This is a genomic window from Halorussus salinisoli (genome assembly GCA_005239435.1).
Lineage (GTDB): Archaea > Halobacteriota > Halobacteria > Halobacteriales > Haladaptataceae > Halorussus > Halorussus salinisoli.
In genome coordinates, this window is record ML241305.1 from 764471 (window position 1) to 785936 (window position 21466).

At 62.3% G+C, this 21466-nt stretch carries 21 protein-coding genes and 1 tRNA gene; 11 read left to right on the forward strand and 11 right to left on the reverse strand.

All coding sequences use genetic code 11. From position 1 onward, the window contains the following. Positions 1-293: 293 nt before the first annotated feature. The 8 genes from E2484_RS03875 to E2484_RS03910 all read left to right on the forward strand — a co-directional run bounded on the left by E2484_RS03875 (position 294) and on the right by E2484_RS03910 (position 8140). Positions 294-1319 (forward strand): Cdc6/Cdc18 family protein, encoded by a 1026-nt coding sequence (locus E2484_RS03875; RefSeq protein ID WP_137283900.1) that lies wholly within the window; start codon positions 294-296, stop codon positions 1317-1319. An 84-nt stretch (positions 1320-1403) separates the two neighbouring features. Beyond that, positions 1404-1985, forward strand: a complete 582-nt coding sequence (locus E2484_RS03880) for a hypothetical protein (RefSeq protein WP_137283901.1) — start codon at positions 1404-1406, stop codon at positions 1983-1985. A gap of 261 nt (positions 1986-2246) precedes the next feature. Next, positions 2247-2948, forward strand: coding sequence for a P-loop NTPase family protein (locus E2484_RS03885; protein WP_137283902.1), 702 nt, complete (start codon positions 2247-2249; stop codon positions 2946-2948). Further along, complete coding sequence (locus E2484_RS03890) at positions 2935-3225, forward strand: hypothetical protein (protein ID WP_137283903.1); 291 nt, start codon at positions 2935-2937, stop codon at positions 3223-3225. The genes E2484_RS03885 and E2484_RS03890 overlap by 14 nt, the downstream gene beginning before the upstream one ends. A 6-nt stretch (positions 3226-3231) precedes the next feature. Further along, the gene (locus tag E2484_RS03895) at positions 3232-5337 is read left to right on the forward strand and encodes a type B DNA-directed DNA polymerase (RefSeq protein ID WP_137283904.1); all 2106 of its coding nucleotides are present in this window, start codon (positions 3232-3234) and stop codon (positions 5335-5337) included. 661 nt (positions 5338-5998) lie between these two features. Then, complete coding sequence (locus tag E2484_RS03900) at positions 5999-7006, forward strand: tyrosine-type recombinase/integrase (RefSeq protein WP_137283905.1); 1008 nt, start codon at positions 5999-6001, stop codon at positions 7004-7006. Positions 7007-7249: 243 nt separating this feature from the next. Further along, complete coding sequence (locus E2484_RS03905; protein ID WP_137283906.1) at positions 7250-7591, forward strand: DUF7344 domain-containing protein; 342 nt, start codon at positions 7250-7252, stop codon at positions 7589-7591. Positions 7592-7816: 225 nt separating this feature from the next. Continuing rightward, positions 7817-8140 (forward strand): hypothetical protein, encoded by a 324-nt coding sequence (locus tag E2484_RS03910; protein WP_137283907.1) that lies wholly within the window; start codon positions 7817-7819, stop codon positions 8138-8140. Between the two features lie 1535 nt (positions 8141-9675). Here the strand turns inward: E2484_RS03910 and E2484_RS03915 are convergent. The 6 genes from E2484_RS03915 to E2484_RS03940 all read right to left on the reverse strand — a co-directional run bounded on the left by E2484_RS03915 (position 9676) and on the right by E2484_RS03940 (position 14001). Continuing rightward, positions 9676-9747: transfer RNA gene (locus E2484_RS03915), tRNA-Ala, on the reverse strand. Positions 9748-9927: 180 nt separating this feature from the next. Beyond that, the gene (locus tag E2484_RS03920) at positions 9928-10539 is read right to left on the reverse strand and encodes a rhomboid family intramembrane serine protease (RefSeq protein WP_137283908.1); all 612 of its coding nucleotides are present in this window, start codon (positions 10537-10539) and stop codon (positions 9928-9930) included. Positions 10540-10730: 191 nt separating this feature from the next. After that, on the reverse strand, positions 10731-11039 hold the full coding sequence (rpsJ, locus tag E2484_RS03925; RefSeq protein WP_115864703.1) for a 30S ribosomal protein S10: 309 nt from the start codon (positions 11037-11039) through the stop codon (positions 10731-10733). A gap of 3 nt (positions 11040-11042) precedes the next feature. Then, positions 11043-12311 (reverse strand): translation elongation factor EF-1 subunit alpha, encoded by a 1269-nt coding sequence (gene tuf, locus E2484_RS03930; RefSeq protein ID WP_137283909.1) that lies wholly within the window; start codon positions 12309-12311, stop codon positions 11043-11045. 206 nt (positions 12312-12517) lie between these two features. After that, on the reverse strand, positions 12518-13462 hold the full coding sequence (locus E2484_RS03935; RefSeq protein WP_137283910.1) for a homoserine dehydrogenase: 945 nt from the start codon (positions 13460-13462) through the stop codon (positions 12518-12520). Further along, the gene (locus tag E2484_RS03940) at positions 13459-14001 is read right to left on the reverse strand and encodes an amino acid-binding protein (RefSeq protein WP_137283911.1); all 543 of its coding nucleotides are present in this window, start codon (positions 13999-14001) and stop codon (positions 13459-13461) included. Before E2484_RS03940 ends, E2484_RS03935 begins: the two co-directional genes overlap by 4 nt. A 185-nt stretch (positions 14002-14186) precedes the next feature. Between E2484_RS03940 and E2484_RS24735 the strand changes: the two genes are divergently transcribed. Beyond that, the gene (locus tag E2484_RS24735) at positions 14187-14333 is read left to right on the forward strand and encodes a hypothetical protein (protein WP_170977231.1); all 147 of its coding nucleotides are present in this window, start codon (positions 14187-14189) and stop codon (positions 14331-14333) included. Between the two features lie 56 nt (positions 14334-14389). Here E2484_RS24735 and E2484_RS24740 read toward each other — a convergent pair whose 3' ends face one another. Together E2484_RS24740 and E2484_RS03945 are read right to left on the reverse strand one after the other, a co-directional pair. Continuing rightward, the gene (locus E2484_RS24740) at positions 14390-14527 is read right to left on the reverse strand and encodes a hypothetical protein (RefSeq protein WP_170977232.1); all 138 of its coding nucleotides are present in this window, start codon (positions 14525-14527) and stop codon (positions 14390-14392) included. Between the two features lie 135 nt (positions 14528-14662). Continuing rightward, on the reverse strand, positions 14663-16849 hold the full coding sequence (locus tag E2484_RS03945; RefSeq protein WP_137283912.1) for an elongation factor EF-2: 2187 nt from the start codon (positions 16847-16849) through the stop codon (positions 14663-14665). A gap of 226 nt (positions 16850-17075) precedes the next feature. On the opposite strand from E2484_RS03945, the gene E2484_RS03950 reads away from it, so the two are divergent. Beyond that, positions 17076-17846, forward strand: a complete 771-nt coding sequence (locus E2484_RS03950; RefSeq protein ID WP_137283913.1) for a DUF5781 family protein — start codon at positions 17076-17078, stop codon at positions 17844-17846. 3 nt (positions 17847-17849) lie between these two features. On the opposite strand, the gene E2484_RS03955 is transcribed toward E2484_RS03950, so the two are convergent. From E2484_RS03955 to E2484_RS03965, 3 genes are read right to left on the reverse strand one after another with little or no spacing between them, the layout of a single operon-like run. Then, entirely contained in the window at positions 17850-18641 is a 792-nt protein-coding gene (locus E2484_RS03955) for a phosphatase PAP2 family protein (protein WP_137283914.1), read from the reverse strand. Positions 18642-18645: 4 nt separating this feature from the next. Further along, on the reverse strand, positions 18646-20436 hold the full coding sequence (locus E2484_RS03960; protein WP_137283915.1) for an ABC transporter substrate-binding protein: 1791 nt from the start codon (positions 20434-20436) through the stop codon (positions 18646-18648). Between the two features lie 28 nt (positions 20437-20464). Then, a complete protein-coding gene (locus tag E2484_RS03965) occupies positions 20465-20668 on the reverse strand; it encodes a hypothetical protein (protein WP_321111738.1) in 204 nt (67 codons plus the stop codon). 372 nt (positions 20669-21040) lie between these two features. Here E2484_RS03965 and E2484_RS03970 point away from each other — a divergent pair, with 372 nt between their 5' ends. Beyond that, the gene (locus E2484_RS03970; RefSeq protein WP_137283917.1) at positions 21041-21370 is read left to right on the forward strand and encodes a cupin domain-containing protein; all 330 of its coding nucleotides are present in this window, start codon (positions 21041-21043) and stop codon (positions 21368-21370) included. Positions 21371-21466 lie beyond the last annotated feature (96 nt).

Below are 21466 nucleotides of genomic sequence, written 5' to 3' on the forward strand. Positions count from 1 at the left end.
CGGCAACCGTTTACGATGCCGTGCCCGAAATCGACGCGACGAGTCGAGGCCGTGAACGACTCCGATGGTTGTAGGGAGTTACGGTGGTGGTAGACGAACGGTTATATTGACCGGGTTTTAGACGTGCTCGATTTGCAATAATTCGACTATTCGCGTCGAACCCCAGGCGGTCGCGTACGAACAAGGCGAGGAGAAGCTCACCTCCCTCGTCACAGGAGGTGAGTGAGACCGTTTCTGGAAATTCCGGAAACGAGCCCGCCAAGTTAAGTACTACCGACCTGATACAGCTATCTGTGATAACCGATGCTCGCGTCCTCCGGACCGGCTTCGTCCCCCGAGAAGTCGAGCATCGCGACGCCGAAGTCACCCACCTCACCGAAATCCTCGCTCCACTCATCGACGGCGACCCCGCCGACACCACCCTCCTCCTCGGTCCCTCCGGCGTCGGCAAGACGTGTCTGGCGAAGTACACTGCCGAACAGCTCCGCCAGGAGGTCCTCGACGTCGAGTACCAGTACGTCAACTGCTGGCAGAACTTCTCCGAGTTCCGTACCCTCTACCGCGTCCTCGATGGCCTCGGAAAAACCGTCGACATCCACCGCCAGTCGACACCACGTGACGAACTCTACGAACGCCTCCGCCAGTACGACGGTCCGCCGTGCGTCGTGATCCTGGACGAGGCCGACCAGCTCGAGGACGAGAGCGTCCTCTACCATCTCCACGAGATGCCGCAGTTCTCGATGCTCCTCATCGCCAACCGCGAACGCGAACTGCTCGCGGGGGCCGACGAACGCCTCACCAGCCGCCTTCGGGGGAGCGAGCGCGTTCACTTCGACCGCTACAGCGCCGACCAACTGGTCTCGATCATGGACGCTCGGGTCAAGTGGGGCCTCGAGGAGGGCGTCGTCTCCGACGACCAGCTCGCGACCATCGCCGACGCCGCCGGGGGCGATGCGCGGGTCGCGCTCAGCATCCTCCGGACAGCAGCACGACAGGCACACCAGAACTACGAGTCGGAGATTACGGACGAGGTTCTGGAATCGGCAATGCCGCGAGCCCGCGCCGAGCGTCACGAGAAGGACGTCGACACGCTCACACCGCACCAGCGGACGCTCTACCAGATCATCGAGGAACACGACGAGATCTCGCCGAACGACCTCTACGAGGAGTACAAAGAGCGGACGGACGACCCGAAGACCGACCGGACGGTCCGGAACTACCTCTCGAAGATGGACCAGTACGACGTAATCGAGGCCGCGGGGACGAGCCGAGACCGGACGTACCGCTCGGTTTCGGAGACGTTCGACCGTATCGAGTAACTACGATACTTATCCTGCTCCCGCGCTCTTCTCTCTTAGATACGGAATGCCGAACGCGTTGTTCGATTAAACACCATCATATTTATGAAGTTAGAGTTTTACTTGTATTTTGAAATGTACAGGAGAGATATGGTTAAGGCGGTTGGTGCATCGATTACGTCGCTGTCAGTACTGCCTGCGGCAGGGTCGGGTGCCCAGCAAACGGACGAGGGGGTTCGTCCAGTCGGGGGAGACGTCCCTAACGAGAACGTGCCTCGGGCAACGATCACACCGTTCATGCCGGAAGGGGATACCCGAGAAGTCGGACAGTTCATCACACTTCACGGCGGATGGAAAGTCGGTGAAGAACAGACTTTCGAAGCGATGACAGAACTGGTGAACAAGACGCGCCAAACGTTCACCTACGGGGACCAATCGTTCGTTCTGGACAGCGAGGAGGACTGGGAAAGAGACGGCTACGGTGAGAATACCTACAAGTTCTCACACACTAAACCACCGTACCCGAAAGGGGACCTGATCGAAGTGACGTGGGATGCGATCTTCACCGACTCCTACTACGATTCGTGGAGAGAGATGCAGTACGAGCCGGGTGACCGGTACATGCCATGGGTGTTCCCTCTTTCGGAGACCTTCGAGATCGTCGGAAAGAACAGAGGGAAACGATAACAGGATCTCTGTAGCGGATAGTTGGCGGTAACTGGGATAGTCGAAAATGGCGCGGTTCAGCGATTCCACGGTTCGAGTCAGAGCCGGAAGTGAACAGACCGTACCACCAGAGACGAAGCACTAGTTTCGGAACCATCTGGAAACACCGATAGGTAGCAGTCTGATCTACTGTATCGACCGGTGGTAGACGATAGGCTTCGTTCTGGAAGTTCCGGAAGGCGCGCGCCGACGCTTATCCTGATACTCCACGTAGCAGTGTACATGCGAGCAACGAGACAGAACGGTGGGGTACCGGAACCGGAGCTACCCGAATTAGAGCCGGGTGTTCGACTCCTCGACGTGGAGGGCGACGACCGGGAGACCGGACCGCTTCACTCGCTCGTCCTCGATCATCTGCTGTTGAACGACGGGGGCGCCGTCTGGGTGGACGCGGACGGCCACGCCGTGACGCGTTCCCTCGCCGCGCTCACGCCCAGTATGCGGATCCTCGACCGGATTCACGTCGCCCGTGGATTCACCGCCAACCAGCACTACGAGCTCGTCCGAGCGCTTCCCGACCAGTTCGGCGAGGACACCTCGCTGGTCGTCTGTCCGGCGTTCGACCACCTCTACCGCGACGCTGAAGCGTACGCCGACGAAGGCGAAGACCTTCTGCTCCGGGCGCTTGCGACGGTTGCGAACCTCGCAAACCGACACGACGTCCCCGTCCTCGTGACGCGTTCCACGCGGGATTCGTTCTCGGACCCGCTCGACGCGGCCGCCCGAGAGACGATCCGATGTGAGCGGACCAAATTCGGACCGCGGTTCGTCGGTGACGAGTTCGAGACGCTCGTCTACCCGACGGAAAATGGCACGGTACAGACGACGCTCACGTTCTGGAAGCGCGTGCTCCAGGCTCGCGTGTCGGTCCAGAAGACCGCAAAAACGCCGACGCCGGAGGTGACCGTCGATGGGGCGTACTAATCCGACGTTCCGCGACGTGCTCCGGTCGCTCGAAGATAGCTGGCAGGACTACCGCCGAGCACTCCGGAGGCCCGACCAAGACCGCTTCGACCGCCTCTGGGAGGACGCCCGCCGGTACGCCGACGCAGGTGGTTACCTCAACCACCAGAGTCCGATGGTCGTCGTGCTGTTCTCGATGGTGCTCGCCCACGAGAAGCGTATCGAAGACCTCGAGGCGGAACTGGAGGCAGAACGGACCGAGGACCTCGGCGACGACACGGACGACTCGGCCGAGTAGGAGACGATGCCCTACAAGATCGATTTCTTCGACGGGGAGGTCGTCGAGTGGTCGCTTATCGATAACGGCGCGACGAGCGAGCGAGTGCTGGACTACACGCCCACCTTCTACGTGGGTGTCGGTGAGGGAGACGACGAGTCGCTTCCGGATGTCCAGCGGCTGCTGGAGCAGTTTCCGACGGTGGCCCGGACGAGCTTCGAGGAGTGGCGGCCGGGCTTCCGTCACGACGCCGAACAGACGCTTCGCGTCGACTGTACGGACATCGAGGAGGTCACTCGCCTCGCACGGTGGGTCCGCGAGTGGGGCGCTCCCGGCGAGTACCGCTGTTTCAACGTCGACTTCTCGCGGGAGTTCCGATACTGCGTCGAAGAGAACTGTTCACCGACACCAGCAAGAGAGCTCACGACGCTTTCCATCGAGGGCCGTCCCCACGAGTTCGACGACCGAGAGCTACCACCGCTAACGGTCGGTAGTAAGCAGGTCGGCCGGTCGCCAGATATCGCCTTGCCGCGCATCGAGGAGATCGTTGCTCGCGAAGACCCGGACGTTCTCGTCGTCGACTCCGCTCGACTCCTCGCCGAGTTGCACGACCTCGCGAACAGACTGAACTACGACCTCCAACTAGGGCGACGGCCGGGCTTCCAGCAGCTCGCCACCGCCTCGGCGTACGCGAGCTACGGACGAGTCGGTCACTCGCCAGCCCGATACAACGTCCCCGGACGTGTACTCCTCGACCGCTCGAACACGTTCTTCTACCGGGTCACGAACATGGCTGGCTGTGTCGACCTCGTGCGACGCTCCAGAAAGCCTCTACAGGAACTCTCGTGGGCGTCGATCGGAAACGTCCTGACGGCGATCCAAATCCGCGAAGCCTTGTCGCGGAACGTTCTCGTCCCGTGGCAGGCGTGGCGACCGGAGCAGTTCAAGACGATGCGCCAGCTACACGATGCAGACCGCGGCGGGTTCACGTTCGCCCCGAACGTCGGGGTCCACGAAGACGTCCACGAACTCGACTTCTCGTCGCTGTACCCCAATATCATCTGCGAGTACAACGTCTCGCCGGAGAAGATACGATGTGAGTGCCACGCCGACCGAGAAGACGTCCCTGGACTCGGCTATTGCATCTGCGACGACCGTGGGTATCTGCCGGACGTACTCCAACCGCTCGTCGACGACCGGGACGAGATCAAGGCCGGGATTCGGGAGACCGACGACCCCGAGCGACTGGCGGATCTAGAAGGCCGGTCGGAAGCGATCAAGTGGATTCTCGTCTCGTGCTTCGGGTATCAGGGCTTCTCGAACGCGAAGTTCGGCCGCATCGAGTGCCACGAAGCCATCAACGCGTTCGCTCGCGAAATCCTCCTCGACGCCAAAGAGGTCCTGGAGAACGGCGGCTGGGAGGTCGTCCACGGAATCGTCGACAGTATCTGGGTCACCGCCCGCCCCGAGACGGAACAGACCGCGCTGGACACGCTCGCGAGGCAGATTAGCGACGACGCTGGAATTCGCCTCGAGCGCGAAGCGACGTACGATTGGGTCGCGTTCGTCCCGCAACGGAACTCGGACGCAGGCGCGTTGACGAAATACTTCGGGTCGCTGGCCGGCGAGGAGTACAAGTATCGCGGAATCGAGTGCCGCCAACGGAGCACCCCGCCGTTCGTCGCCGACGTTCAAAAGGCGCTCGTCGAAACCTTCGACGAGTATCGGTCTCCGGAAGCCGTCTGCGACCGCTTACGACGGGCCTTGGACCGATTACAGACGGGTGACGTGGCTCTCGAGGAGTTGGTGATCGAACAGCGGACCTCGAAGAGCACCGAGGAGTACGCCCACTCGACGCGAACAGTCGCAGCTCTGGAGCGTGCCGGTGACAGCGGCCGGGAACTCTCCCCTGGACAGAAGATCGACTACGTGGTCGTCGACGACTCGAAGCGGTCTCGGGCACGTGTCCAGTTGGCGAGCGAAGCCTCTCGATACGACGCTGACTTCTATTCGAAGCAGTTGCTTCGGGCGGGGGAGAGCGTGGTCTCACCGCTCGGCTGGCGACAGAAGGACATCGAGAAGTATCTCGCCGAGCGGACCGACGCGAGTCTGGCGGCCTACTCGGATTCGTAAGCCTCAGTTCGCGAATCCGTCGAAGCCGACCTGCTCGCCGATGTCCATCTCTTCGACGACCTCCGCCGAGTCGTTCGCAGGACTGTTCACCTTCTTCGAGACGGGGAACACTCCAAGTCTGTCCGCTGGATACGGGTCGAGCGAACCGTGGAGGACCTCCTCCTCGTCCGATGCCGAGCGAGAGGGATGTCTCCTCGTCGCCCTGCTCTAACGTCACGGGCATCCGGTCGTGGACGTCGGCGACGACCCGTTGGCGTCGGTCGTGATGGTCGTCACGGTCACGCTGACGACCCGTATACTCGAAGGGGGTACTCTGGTGAAACGCCTCGGTTGTTTGGATAGCGAAGTAAAGGTAGTAAGCAAGGAGCCGGCTTCCTCCTCCCTGAGCGCCCGACTGCAGCGGGGTAGAAGAAAGCCAGTCCGTGATTCGCCAGAAGACGGAGTTCCTTCCTCTAGATACTGGCGAGTAGAACGCCGCAGTATGCCGTATCTGTCGCGTGGAACGAGGAGCTCCGAAAGTCGAGGAAGAGTAGTGGACTCGCTAGGATTTGAACCCAACGGGCCTCACCGCACCGCAAACTGAAGGCCGGGCGATACCATTGCCCGGAGCCACGCGCGGTAACCGTTCCGTCTGGTTGGTGGTCACCTACGACAGCCAACCATGACGAACCTCGAACCACTACGACCGGAGAAGGCCGTTGAGATGTACCTGACCAGCCGAGAGGACGAAGTGACGAAGAAGTCTTTGCAGAACATTAAGTCCGACCTCAAGGTGTTCAAGCAGTGGTGTGACGAGCGCGACGTTACCAACATGAACGACACGACCGGACGGGCGTTAGCCGACTTCCGCACGTGGCGGAGCAAGCAAGTGAAGCCCATCACCCTCAAGCACAACCTCTGGACCGTCAAGAAGTTCATCCGCTTCTGTGAGCAGGTGGACGCCGTAGTCGAGGGGACCAGCGAGAAGGTGGTCATCCCCGAGACGACCGATGCCGACGAAGTGAACGACTCATTCATCCGAGCGAGCGACGCCGAGGACATCCTCGATTACCTTGAGCAGTTCGAGTACGCTTCGCTCCGGCACGCTGTGTTCTTCACGCTGTGGCACACAGGGATGCGGAGCAGTTCACTTCTTGCGCTCGACCTCAAGGACTTCCATCCCGAGGAGAACAAACTGTGCATCCGCCACCGACCGAACACGGGAACCGCGCTCAAGAACAAGGAGAACGGCGAGCGTAACGTGTTCATCAAGGACGAACTGGTGACGGTCATAGAGGACTTCATCAACGAGAACCGCGCCGACGTGCTGGACGAACACGGACGTCGCCCGCTGTTCGCTACGAGGAACACACACATCTCTCGCACCACTGTTCAGCGAGTCATCTATACGGCTACCCGCCCGTGTCACATCGGGAAGGAGTGCCCGCACGACCGAGAACCGGATACCTGCGAGGCCAACTCCTACAACCTCGCTTGCAAGTGTCCTTCGTCGCTCTCACCACATCCCCTTCGAAAAGGAGCCATCACCTACTCGCTTAACGAGGAGACGCCAAAGGACGTAATCAGCGACCGGATGGACGTGAGCAGAGAGGTACTGGATAAGCACTACAATAAGCAGTCAAAAGACGAGCAGATGGAGACTCGACAGAAGTACCTTGACGGCCTGTAGGCAGGTAACCGGGCCGCATCTTTCTTTTCGGATAGCGTAACTCTAACACGGTCATTGCTCAATATAGAGCGTACATTTATCGAAATGGCTTTGTGCAGAATCATGATGTGGGACGATTGACCCAGATAATCAAAACGCAGCTGAGAATGAAAATCTCGGGGTTTGATACCGATAGCAATCAGATTCCCCACGTTGGCAAATGTGAGTCACAGCCTGAGCAGTCCGACCCACGAAATACACACCATGACACACCCCACTGATTCGGCGTCACTCGACGCCATGTTCGACGAGCTGTGGAACATCCACCGCCATCGCATCTTGGTGTCGGTCGCAGGCCAGAACCCACGCACCGAAGACGAGTTCACCCCTGAGAGTCTCGTGTCAGACGAGGCAGATGATGGCGACCGCAATGGAGTGAAAACGGAGTTACACAACGTTCATCTGCCGAACTTGGCCGAGCAAGGCTATATTGAGTGGGACGCGGAGACACAGACGATATGGCGTGGGCCAAACTTTGACGAAATTGCACCACTTCTCAGACTGGTGGATGACCACCGCGATGAGTTGCCAGAAGGGTGGCTATAATGGCATCCAAGCAGATGGAGTCAGATAACTCGCATCACGGAAAACGGGTACGTCAGCACCTGCATGAGGCGTTGGACGCGACTGACTCCGCCGAGAAACACTTCCATATTCGGGAAGCCTTACAACTTCTCAGCATTGAAAAACGATAGATTTGCACCACGGATTGAGCAATGTAGAGCGTGAATTGACCGATAGACCGATTTTCGTGGCGCTGATAGTGCGGATATGGTTGACAGGCAACTCGCCTTCAGCATCCTGCAGTTAGTGGCGCTCTCACTCCCTGCGTTCGCCATCCTCCTGCAAATGGTGGTCGAATCTGAGATGCCATATACGCACTGGACAGTCCCGATAACGACCGCCGGGATGGGGCTGTTTCTCATTGGCGGTGTTATCGTTGTCGGGAAACTCATGCTTGCCACGACGACAACCACCGCGACGGTGGCATTGGGGTTCATCCTCCTTGGGATACTCAGTATGCTCCTCGGAGCCAGTCTTATCGGTTTGCAAACCGGAGCGAAACAACGCCGTGTTCGAGACGATGAGGACTGACCGGAGGAGTTCACTGAGTAGTACGCACCACGCATTGAGCATCAGCCCACTCCTCAATAGTACGAACTTCTGATGAGTTGAAGCGGCTACAGGATGTGTATATACCACCATGGGAACAAGAGGAGTATTTGGATACCCAAAGGAACGTAGATGAACACCACAAGAAGCAATTCCACCACCCGATAACTATGAGTAATTCCCTCCATGCTATCTGGTCCTTTTTGGCACTTGACGTGAACGAAACTGAAGCCCTCCAGGCTCATTCGCGGTGATTCACGTTGGTAACCAACCTGGGTACTCATTGCGGGTACCATCAGGAACGACCGCCGCAAAACCCACTATGACGTCCCAGACCTCAGGTAACTACTCTGCTTACCAACGCGGTTACAAGCGGGAAGCCGACCACCCCCAGTACCTGGCTCAGTACTGACGTTCATCGCAATGAGTAACCGTAACGGTCACCGTCAAGAACATCACCGCTTGGTTTCCCGTTACTGGGAATTCCTGTCGGTGTCGCGCTTCCCGATTTTGACCGCAGCGAGTAACCGACGTTGGTAACCGTAGACAGGAACCGTTCTTGGCAACTTACAGTTGCACTCTCCCCCCACTCTTTGGGGGTCATGTCTCTCGGCCGCACTTGTGTTCGGGCTACGTCCTAAGGCCTTCCACCGCACGTCAACGGTGTCAACGGGTTGTGTTCCCCGTCTCTACCTCTGTATGGTTTTGGCCACCACCCAAGACAGCGGTGCGAGAACCGCACCCGTGGATACGGTCCTTGTCCTCAAGCAGACATACTGCTCAGCCGGACTTTCACCGACTACACCAGTTGGGGTTTCTGCAACGATATGAGTTTCAGACGGGAGTTCCTCACCGCCCTCTCACTATAAACAATAGACAACGGTTTATATAGGGTCCCCCCGTTGCCAAGAGATGGTCACCGTGGACACCACCTATGACACCTAACCGAAAACTTATACCGTATTGAAATATACCCCCACTTAATTGATGGAGAGTCGAATAATCTTACTGCTCGCGCTTTCAGCGGTCGGAACAGTAGTTTCCCTACTTCTGATTATCCTCGATGTAGTTGATACCGTAAAGCCAGCAGCATGGGCGGGAAACATTGGTGTGGTCGTACAAGGAATCATAGTGCTTGTGTTAGTAGCCGTAGTCGCTAAACTGATTGAAGCGGCAAGTCCATAGGCTCTAACGCACGTTGTGAAATCACCAAAATTCTCGCGTGAGGTAACGTTTGAGAGAGACTACCCCAAGTGATTGATGTTCTAACCGGGAACCCCCGGGCTTCCTGACGTTATCCGCACATGGTCTTGTACCGCTATCGCCGGAACATCTAAGTCACGACATTCCGACAGTAATTGTAGCCACCAACGGACGGTGCCGGTGCCGCTACCAAAACGGGTGCAATTGCAAACGGTAAGCCTTGCCGGTTCGTTCCTGATTGGACCCGTATAGGACTTAAACAAAAGCGTGGATGCCGACGCCGTGTGGTAATTGCGGATGCGGCGTCAGCCGCATGGACTCGCTGGGATTTGAACCCAGGGCCTCTTCCTTGCGAAGGAAGCGATCTACCGCTGATCTACGAGCCCTCGAACGCAATAGTTCGTAGCGCACCCACTTATTAGAACCTTATGTTTCGGGGCGGGCGCGTCGTGTCACCGAGCGCTCACAGGCCGGGTGAGACACATAACTAATTCCTAAACAAATAAATATCTACTCATTGACTACGAATACCGTGCTATAGAACGGACGTCCAGTCCTTCGCCGAGTCACACCCGGAGTAGTCGAACCCGCCCGGCGAGCAGGCCGAGCGCGAAGCCGGTGAAGTGAGCGACCAGCGCCACGCCCGGCGACGCCGTGAGCAGGGTCGCGCCCGCGGCCAGCGCGAACAGGAGCGCGACGCGCGCACGGCCGCCGAGCGGAAGCCATCCCACCACTGCGTCGGTCACGGGGTTACCGGCCAGCAGGTAGCCCAGCAGGCCGAAGACGGCACCGCTCGCGCCGAGGACCGGTGTTCCCCGACCGACGAGTCCGGTGATAGCTACCTGCGCGACGCCAGCGAGCATCCCGACGCCAGCGAAGAAGGCGTGGAACCGCCACGTAGTCGTCACGCGCTCGACGGCGAAGCCGACCACCAGGAGGACGACTGCGTTCGAGACGAGGTGCGCGACGCCAGCGTGGGCGTAGACGCTGGCGAGCAGGGTCCACGGCCGAACCGACACCGGCGGTGCGAGGACGAACAGTCCGAACGCGAGTTGCCGCGAGACGAGACTGACGACCTGCTGGACGACGAAGACGACGAGAAACACCGCGAGCGTCTGAATCGTCGGACTCCCGGCGAGGATACCGCCCGAATCGCGCTCGTTCGACTGGTAGCTCACGACTCACTCCCTCCGGTCCGTCGAACCGCTTGCGTCGGCCGTCGCACGCACGTCAGTTCGTCCGGAGCGGTCAAAAAGACCGGGGAGCGTCGCGCGTGCGCGGCTATCCGAAAGCGAAGAAATGGAAAAACGTCCGCCGGTCGAGCGGCGGTTCGATGCTCCTCGAACTGTCAGCCACCCGGGAGGGTAGCTCAGTCCTCGAGGACGATTTCGATGCTCACGTCGTTCGGCACCTGAATCCGCATCAGCTGGCGGAGCGCGCGTTCGTCGGCGTCGATGTCGATGAGACGCTTGTGGACGCGCATCTCCCAGTGTTCCCACGTCGCGGTCCCCTCACCGTCGGGGGACTTGCGGGTGGGCACTTCCAGCGTCTTGGTCGGCAGCGGGATGGGACCCGACAGCGAGACGCCCGTCTTGTTCGCGATCTCGCGAACGTCGTCGCAGATGTCGTCGAGGTCTTCGGGACTGGTTCCGGCCAGTCGAACGCGTGCTTGCTGCATGCGTTATGGCTCGTTGACGCTGAGGACCTGACCGGCCGCGATGGTCTGGCCCATGTCGCGGATTGCGAAGCTTCCGAGTTCCGGAATCTCCGAGGCCGGCTCGATGCTGAGCGGCTTTTGCGGTCGGACGGTCACCTTCGCGGCGTCACCCGACTGGATGAAGTCCGGGTTCTCCTCGGCGACTTCGCCGGACGAGGGGTCGATCTTCGCGTCGATGGACTCGATGGTACACGCGACCTGTGCCGTGTGGGCGTGGAAGACCGGCGTGTAGCCGTCCGTGATGACGCTCGGGTGCTGCATCACGACGATCTGGGCCGTGAACGTCTCGGCGACCGACGGCGGGTCGTCGGCCGGGCCACAGACGTCGCCACGGCGGATGTCGTCCTTGCCGATGCCGCGGACGTTGAATCCGACGTTGTCACCGGGTTCGGCCTTGGGCACCTCCTCGTGGTGCATCTCGATGGTCTTGACCTCGCCGCCGACGTCGCTGGGCTGGAACGACACGTTGTCGCCCGTGTTCAGCATACCCGTCTCGATACGTCCGACGGGGACGGTACCGATACCGGAGATCGTGTAGACGTCCTGAATCGGGAGGCGCAGGTCGGCCTCCGTCGGCGGTTCCGGAGCCTGGAGGTTGTTGAGAGCCTCGAGCAGAATCTCGCCGTCGTACCAGTCGGTGTTGTCCGAACGCTCGGCGATGTTGTCGCCCTCGAAGGCGGAAATCGGGATGAACTCCGCGTCGTCGGTGTTGAACTGAACCTGGTTGAGCAGGTCCTTGACTTCGGAGACGACCTCCTTGTAGGTGGACTCCTTGTAGTCGACGACGTCCATCTTGTTGACGCCGACGATGAGTTCGTTGATACCGAGGGTACGGGCCAGGAAGACGTGCTCCTGGGTCTGCGGCGCGACACCGTCGTCGGCGGCGACGACGAGGACCGCGTTGTCGGCCTGGGACGCGCCCGTGATCATGTTCTTCACGAAGTCGCGGTGGCCCGGACAGTCGACGATAGTGAAGTAGTACTCGTCGGTGTCGAACTCCTGGTGGGCGATGTCGATGGTGACACCACGCTCTCGCTCTTCGGCGAGGTTGTCCATGACGTAGGCGAACTCGAAGCCGCCCTTGCCCTTCTCTTCGGCTTCTTCTTTGTGCTGTTCGATGACGTGCTCGGGTACGCTCCCCGTTTCGTAGAGGAGTCGCCCGACCAGCGTACTCTTTCCGTGGTCAACGTGGCCGATGATGGCCAAGTTCTGGTGCGGTTTGTCTTCGCTCATTTGTATCTCACGCGCAGACGCGCTCTGTCGGAATCTTTTGGCAGAAGCGGTTAAAACCATTTCGATACGCTATGCTGTCCACCCCACCGCCGTATAGCGGTTATTGCTAGACCATCGCACGATTCCCCGCGAGCGACGAAAAATCAATCGGAAGCGAGTGGCCGGAACGAACTCCCTCTCTGTCAGTGGCCGGAACGGACCATCGCTCAGTGGTCGAGACGGTTCACGTCCGCGAGAACGGCGGTCGCCGTCTCGGGGCCGCCCGCACCCCGGCCACTCAGGTTGAGTCGGCCCGCGTGGTCGGTCTCCAGTTGGACGATGTTGCGCGTGCCCGAGACCGCCAAGGTCCCGTGCTCGGGGACGAGTCGCGGTCCGACCCGAACTCCCGCTGACGTCGCCTCGCCGATGAGTCGAATCGTCTGGCCGTCCTCGGCGGCGATCTCGAGCGCGTTGCCCGGTAGGTCCGCGATGCCCTCGACCTCGGCGTCACTCAGGGAGTACTCCCGGTCTCCGAGGACGTTCGCCAGAATCACGCACTTGAGGGCGGCGTCGGTCCCGTTCACGTCGAACGAGGGGTCGGCCTCCGCGACGCCGAGGTCCTGGGCCTCCGCGAGGACGTGTTCGTAGCCCAGTCCCTCGGCGGCCATCCGCGTGAGGACGAAGTTCGCTGTCCCGTTGAGGACGCCGCGCGCCGCCGAGATGGTGTCGGGGCCGTAGCTCTCGATGGTCGAGAGGACCGGAATCGCGCCGCCGACGGTCGCCTCGAATCGAACTCGCCCCTCACTGTCGCGCTCCAGTTCGCGGAGGTCGGCGTACCGCTCGGCGACCGGCCCCTTGTTCGCCAGCACCACGTGGCTGTCGCGTTCGAGCGCCGCGCGCGCGTGGTCGAATCCGGGTTGGGCGTCGCCGAGCGTCGTCGGCGTCGCCTCGACTAACGCGTCGTACTCGGCGTCGAGCGCCTCAGCGGGGTCGGCCGAACCGACCCGGCCCGCCTCGTCTTTCTCCGAGAGTGCGGCCGCCACGTCGATGCCCTCGTCGTTCACCGCGGCACTGGTCGAGTCCGCGAGCGCCGTGACCCGGTGGCCGTACTCGCCCGCGAGTTCCGCGACCGACCGACCGACCGCACCTGCGCCGAGGATGGCCAGGTTCACGCCGACCCCTCCAGTTCCGTCAGGGGTTCGACCACGCGGAGGTCCTTCCGTTCGGCCACCTCGCGGACCGCGGCGACCACCTCGCCGGTCTTCCCGGTCCCGGCCGCGAGTCGGAGGCGGGCGCTGGCCACTTCGCTGGTGCCGCCGGGCGCGGAGAGGGAGACGTCGGCGACCGAGGCGTCGGCGTTCGACTCGATAGAAGAGAGCGTCTCCGAGAAGTCGGTCTCGATGACGTTCCCGACCAGCAGGACCGACACCTCCTCGCCGTAGCGTTCCGCGCCCGCCTGAATCACGTTGACGCCCGCGTCCCGGAGGGCGGCGACGAGAGCGTCGAACCGGTCGGGCGGGCATTCGAGGTCCACCTCGACCGGGATACGGCCTCGCGGAGTGAGCGACCCGCGCTCGTGGAACACCGAGAGCAGGTTGCCGCCGTTGTCGGCGATGGGTTCGAGCGCACCCAACAGTTCCCCGGGTTCGTCTACCAGTTCGAGGCGGACGGTGTAGGCCCGCAAATCGGAGGCAGTAGCGTCGTCACTCATCTTGGTCTTCTTTCACGCGGCGGCGGGTATAAGGCTTCAGGCGGTTGCAATACTGGCCGACCGAGCGAAACCGAGTTCGGAAGTGTAGCGTGTCCAAGAGTAACCGCCCCATATCGTTCAAAGGTAACAATTGACACGCTCATAGACGGCGTATAACCATATCCACCAACAGCGATGGCCGATGCATGGGAGCGGGCGACCGATACACAGAACGAGGGCGAACCGAGAGGGCCAAACACGTCTGCGTGTTCTGCGGCGAGAAGTTCGACGTGAGCGAGCGAACCGCCTGTCCGTCGTGCGACGCGACCGTCGTTCTGCGCGGCGCGCGATAGCCGACGCCGGACGGGGTTCGATACGTCGTCCGGGTTCGACGAAGGACGGTAGTCGGCTACTCGTTGGCTGGGGTCTTCGAGACTTCGGGCGAGTACTCCCGACTCGCGGACACCAGTGCCCAGACTCCTGCGAGGACGCCGACCCACAGGAGGATGACGATACCGACCCAGAGGAGGACCACCAAGGAAATCATCGTTCTCGAAATCGGTATATGGTAACGAGTGACTTGATTATACACTGCCTACGAAGTCAGCAAGTGGTGAGAGACGGGACTCAGGGTCGGTCTGCATCCGGCAAAAAAACGAACCGCGCGAGAGACGGCGAGCGATTAGAAGTAGTCGATAGCCTCGGGCAGTTCGAGCTTCATGCCCTTGCGCTCTCGAATCTCCATGATGGTCTCGCGCTGGAGGTTGTCGGCCATGACCTCGAAGCCGGCGTTCTCGGTGTTCCACGAGGCGCGGCCCTCGGTGGCGCTACGGATGTCCGACGAGAAGCCGATCATCTCGTCGACCGGCGCGATGCCCTCGACGACCATGAGGTCGCCCTCCTGGTACATGTCGTCGACGCGGCCACGGCGACCCTGAATCTCGCCGGAGGCCGCACCCATGTGGTCGTTCGGCACGTCGATGCGGACGTTCTGCATCGGTTCCAGCAGCGCGACCTTGCCCTGAACCAGGGCGTTGTGGACCGCGTTCCGGACTGCAGGGATGACCTGCGCCGGACCGCGGTGGATGGTGTCCTCGTGAAGCTTGGCGTCCTCCAGTCGGAGGAGGGTGCCCTGCACGGGTTCGCCAGCCAGCGGACCGTCGTCGAGCGCCTCTTCGAGACCCTCGATGACGAGTTCCATCGTCTCGTTCAGGTGCTGGATACCCTTCGTGTCGTCGATGAGGATGTTGGTCCCGTGGATGTGTTCGACGTTCTGGGAGAGGTCCTTGTCCATGCCCGCCTCTTGGAGCGCCTCGCGGCGCTCCTGTTCGGGCATGTCCATCGACACGTCGCCGAGCTTGATGCTCTCGACGATCTCCTCCTCGAGCGGTCGGGCGTCGAGGTAGAACCGGTTGTGGCGGTTCGGCGAGATGCCCTCGATGACCTCGGTCGGCTCTCGGATGGCCTCGCGGAAGACGACGATGGGTTCGCCGGTGTTGACCGGGATGCCCTGATTGCGTTCGATGCGCTGGGTGATGACTTCGAGGTGAAGCTCACCCTGCCCGGAGATCAGGTGTTCGCCGGTGTCCTCGTTGATCTCGATCTGAATCGTCGGGTCCTCCTTGGAGACCTGTCGAAGCGTCTCGATGAGCTTCGGCAGGTCGTCCATGTTCTTCGCCTCGACGGACTTCGTGATGACCGGCTCCGAGATGTGCTCGATGGACTCGAACGGGGTCATCTCGGTGCTGGAGACGGTCGAACCCGCGATGGCGTCCTTCAGACCGGTTACTGCTGCGATGTTACCCGCAGGAACGCGGTCTACTTCCTCGCGCTCGCCGCCCATGTAGATGCCGACGCTCTGGACTCGGTTCTTCCCGGCGGTACCGGAGACGTAGAGTTCCTGGCCCTTCTCCAGCGTTCCGGAGAAGACACGTCCGGCGGCGATTTCGCCGGCGTGCGGGTCGATACCGATGTCGGTCACCATCAGGACGACCTCGCCGTCCTCGTCGACGAGACGCATCTGGTCGGCGAGTTCGGAGTCGGCGTCACCGCGCCAGATGCGCGGGATACGACGGGGCTGGGCGTCGATGGGGTCCGGGAAGTGCTCACAGACCATGTCGAGGACGACGTCCGAGAGCGGCGTGCGCTCGTGGAGTTCCTTGCGCTTGTCGGCGCGTTCGAGTTCCATGATGTCGCCGAAGTCCATCCCGGTGCGCTGCATCGACGGCATCGAGACGCCCCACTTGTAGAGGGCCGACCCGAAGCCGACCGTTCCGTCCTCGACGGAGACGGTCCAGTCGTCGATGTCGTCCATCTCCTCGGTCATGCCGCGAATCAGCTCGTTCACGTCGTCGATGACGTTGAGCAGGCGGCGCTGCATCTCCTCGGGGCCTTCCTGAAGCTCGGAGATGAGTCGGTCGACCTTGTTGATGAACAGCGTGGGCTTGACGCCCTCGCGGAGCGCCTGCCGGAGGACGGTCTCGGTCTGGGGCATCGCGCCCTCGACGGCGTCCACGACGACGAGCGCGCCGTCGACGGCGCGCATCGCTCGGGTCACGTCGCCACCGAAGTCGACGTGGCCCGGCGTGTCGATGAGGTTGATGAGGTGCTCCTGGTCCTCGTACTCGTGAGTCATGGACACGTTCGCGGCGTCGATGGTGATGCCGCGTTCCTGCTCGTCCTCTTCGGTGTCCATCATCAGCTGCGTGGCCTCGCCCTGGTCGGCGATCATGCCCGCACCGGCCAGAAGGTTGTCCGTCAGCGTAGTCTTACCGTGGTCGACGTGTGCGGCGATGGCGATGTTCCGGATTTGCTCCGGTTTGTCCATCAGTCGCTCGCACTGTTCGACGATCTTCTTTCGTCTTCCCATTATGGGTGTTCTACCTGTAGGAAGTTGAAAAGCGTAGTGTTTCGCCACGAGAGACCGTGTGAGCGAGTGACGAAGTAAATCACGGGCGAGGCGACGTGTCGAGCGAGCGAAGCGCGTCCGAGGGCGTTTCGCTCCGGCTAAACTGGCGTACGCTCCGCCAGAGCCCTGTCAATCGCTCCCAACCAGCGCAAGAGTCTTGTCCGACGAACCCTTGCCACAGATACGCATGGAGGTTCACGTACACGGTCCCGGTCCGGCCGCGCCGTTTCTCCGCGCCCGCGACCTCTTCGAGACCGAACACGACCTCGACTCGCCCGTCCACGTCCGTATCCGGGAGAACCCCGACGAACGGACGTGGACAGCCCATCCCGACGACCACGTTCTGAACATCTCCCGGCAGGCCGCGACCAGCGCGATGGCTCGCGAACTCGCGCTCCACGAGTTCGCCCACATGGCTCGCCACGAGCAGGACCACCCCTCGCACACCCAGTCCACGGAGGAGGTCCTGTTTCTCGCGCTCTCGGGAAAGTCGGTCGAGCGCACGCGCGTCGTCCACTGCTACCAGATAGCCAACCACATGAAGGACATCTACGCCGACGACATCACGTTGCGGGTCGGCCCGACCGACAAACTCGTCTCCTTTCTCGAATCCGAACTCGCGGCCGCCGTCGCCGACCGGCCCGCCCGCGAGCGGGACGGTCCCGCACGGACCCGCGACGGCCTGCGACTCACCGGCACCGCCGACCCCGAGATGACCGCGGTCAACGCCGCGTTCGCCCTCGCGCTGGTCGAGCGTCACGACCTCGTGAACTCGGACCATCGACTGTACGACCTCGCGCACGCGGCCGGAAACGACGCGACCGAGGTCAGCCTCGCCGAGTTCAAACACCGGTTCAAGTCGCTCGGTCCGGACCCCGGCGAGAGCGAGTATCGCCGGTCGCTGGTCGAAGCGACCCGAGAGTACGCAGTCGGCGGCGGGGAGCAGGCCGCCGACTGAGCCTCACTCGGAGACGTATCGGTCGGCGACCCAGACGCTCAGGACCGCGAGGACGGCTCCCGCAGCCACGTCCGTTCCCCAGTGGATTCCCAGATACATCGTCGCGACGACGACGCTACTCGCCACCAGCGTCGAGACGTAGAACCATCCGCGATAGACGTCTCTCGTCTGGGCGGCGAGCAGTGCTACCGTAACCGACAGCGAGGTGTGGAGCGACGGGAAGACGTTGGTGTTGCTGTTGACCTCGCTCGTCAGTAACTGGTACTTCGGATACGTCGTGAACAGCAGCGACTCGACCAGTTCGGGCATGAGGTTCCGCGGCCCGTAGGCGATGAACGCGAGGTAACAGACGACGCCGAGACCGTAGTTGACGCCGTAGGCCACGATGGTCCGGCGGAGCGGCCCGTCGTCGTCGTGCGCGAAGTACGCCAGCAGCGGGAAGACGAGCAGGAAGACGTAGCCGTAGACGTAGATCATCGAGAAGTACGCGGTCAGCGCCGGTCGGGCGAGTGCGGACTGGAGGTGCGCGACGAACGGCCCTTCTATCGCGTGAATGGTGCCGGTAACGTTCCAGCCGACTATCCACGAGAACTGCGGGCCAAGGTCTCGGACCACGCTGTTGAGAACGAGGAGGGCACCGAGCGCGGCGAGATGCGGGCCGACGGCTCGGATCCGCTCGGGTGCCGCCCGCGGGAGGCGACCCAGTCGCTCGCGCCCGACGAACGCGACGGTCGCGACGCCGAGCAGACCGGAGACGACCACCACCACTTGCGCGAGGACGCGAACCGGAATCACGCCATCACCTGTTCACCAGATCGCCGTCGTCGTAGCGGTATCCCGCCTCTCGGAACGCTTCGCGGGCCTGCTCTGCGTCGAGTTCCCCGTCCTCTCCGAAGAACGGCACCACCGGGTCCCCGTCGTCCCACGCGAGGTCCGGCGACGACCACTCGGTGACGGCGAGGGGAGTCGCCGCGGGGACGGCGTACTCGTCGAACACGTCGGCGACGAGGGCCTCCTTGTCGAGGAGGCGAGCGACGTTCCGACGGAATCGGGGGTTGCCCAGCGGAGACCGCTGGACGTTGAATCCGAGGTGGTAGAACGACCGCGACGTTTCGGCGACGAGGTCGAGTCCTTCGCGCCTGACGACGGACGGGGCCAGTCGCGGCGGAATAACCGAGGACGTCACGTCCGCGCGTCCCGTTTCGAGGAAGTTGACGGCGGCGTCGGCGGACGGTGCCACCTGAACGACGAGTTCCGCGAAGTCGGCACCGAATCGGGAGTGGTCCCCGTCGGCGTCGTGGAGGAAGTGGTCCTCGAACCGGGAGCAGACGAGTCGTTCGCCGACCGTCTTCTCCTCGAACCGAAGCGGCCCGCTCCCTATCGGGTCCGGGTTGTCCCAGACCAGCGCCTTCGTGGTCCGGTCGCCGACCGCGATTCCGGCCACGTCGGTCGAGGAGGACTTGTCCTTCCACTCGCGCTTCGGAAGCACGGGGACGGTGAACGCCCGTACCGAGACGGCGGGGTCGCTGGCCACGAAGTCGAACTCGACCGTGCGGTCGTCCAACTGCCGGACGCGCTCGACCAGCGAAATCCGGCCGCGGAACCGGGGAGCAGGGATGGGCGACTCCTCACGGCCGAGCGACGTGTCGGTGAGGAACTCGTACGTGAACGCCACGTCGGACGCGGTGACTCGTCGGCCGTCGTGCCAGCGCGCGCCCTCGCGGAGGCGTACGGTCGCGGTCGGGCCGTCGTCGCCCTCGTCTCGCCACTCCCAGTCGGCCGCGAGCCACGGTTCGACGCCGTCGCCCACATCCCGTCCGAGGGAGTCGTACAGCAGTCCCGTGAACGTTCCGCGACTCCGGAACTCGCTGGCTATCGGGTTCAGGTTCGCGGTCACCCTGTCGTCGGTGACGACGGTTTCGAGGCGTTCCGGCGGGTCGCCGTCGGCGTCGAGCGCGAGATAGCCGAGCGGCCGTCCGAGTCCGAACTCCTCCCACCCCGCGTAGCCGTCGGGACGAACCGCCCACAGGTCGTCCGGAAACGCGACGACCGAGAACGGTTGCTGGCGCGCGACGATTCGCTGGAGTTCGGCCAGTTGCTCGGACCGCTCTGCCCCGCGGGTGCGGCGCTGGGCCTCCAAACTTTCGTCGACCCCGAGGTCGGTGAACCCGAAGGGGTTCTGCCACCCCGGTTCCTCGACGAACCGCGAGTGGAGCAGCGACAGCAGGAAGTCCGGGTCGTCGTACGAGGGGTGGCGGGCCACGTACAGGTCGAACTCGTTGTTGATGAGGACGTCGCGGAGGAGTTCCTGTTCGTCCATCAGCGTGACCTGCGCGTCCACGCCGACCGCCTTCAGGTGGTTCGTGACGACGCGAGCGATTTTGACGGCCCGCGGGTCTTCGTCCGCGGGAACCGTCTTCACGTCGAGCGACACCTGCTCGGAGGGCGTGCGGTTGGCGATGCTCCGTACCTGTTGGACGCACCCGGCGGACGCCACCGACGCAGTTCCGGCGATACCTGCGAGAACCGACCGTCGGCGCCAGTCGAGTCCGCGACTCTCGGCCGCGGAGCGGCTATTCCGGGGACCCATCGATTACTCACATTCTTTATAAGGGCTATTATATAGATTTGACGATACGGAGAGAAACTAGTCGGCGTCGCACCAGTTCGGGCAGCGCGAGCAGGACGCTCGGCGCGACCAGCAGGGCGAGACCGACGAGTATCAGCACCGCCGGGACGACCAGACCCGTCTCGGTGAACAGCCACAGACCGACGCCAGCGAGGACTGCGACCGACCCGACGAGTCGGAACAGCCACGTCACGACGCCTTCGAGACCCGAATCCGCCAGCAGGTTTTCGCTCGGACGGATATTTCGCCCCGGCGCGTGCTGGCGCGAGGGGTGACCGAACGACTGCCGGAGGCGCGAGTGAGGGAATCGGTTGGGGAGGCGCGTGGCCCGCGGTCGCGGTGCAGGGCCGTACGGTAGACTCCTCGGTGTCGGCAGGAGCTAGTTCCGTGTCGTTTTCCTTGCGGTCGTAGTCGCTCTGACGGTGCTGTGCAGTTGGAGTAAACTCCGTGGCCCGAGCAGAAGCTAGCCCCCGGTTTTCCACTCCCACGCTCGCCGAACGCCAATCGCAACCTCGGGGGTTCGCCGTCACCAAGACTAAACATCCGTCCCGTCGTACTGTCGCCGATGTCCTACACGAAAGTCGATTCCCGCGACGTAGAGCCGATCGCCGACGGGATGCGCTTCCTCCGGGACCCCCTCGACTGCGAGAAGTTGGGCGTGACCGTCCTCGACGCCGACCCGGGATGGACCGGGAAGGAACACGACCACGCCGACGACGGGCAGGAGGAGGTGTACGTCCTGCTCGAAGGGTCGGCCACCGTCACGGTCGAGGGCGAGGACGTGGAACTGGAGGCGGGCGAGGCCCTCCGGATTCCCGCCGACGCGACCCGCCAGATTCACAACGGCGACACCGAGAGCCGGTTCGTTCTGGTCGGCGCGTCCCACGAGGAGTGAGACCGTAGAGCGACGACTCCGAGAGGTGTAGACACATTTTCCGTTCTTTAGCAAACGAACGATGGTCTAAAAGAATCAATTTCGTTTCCGAGCCCG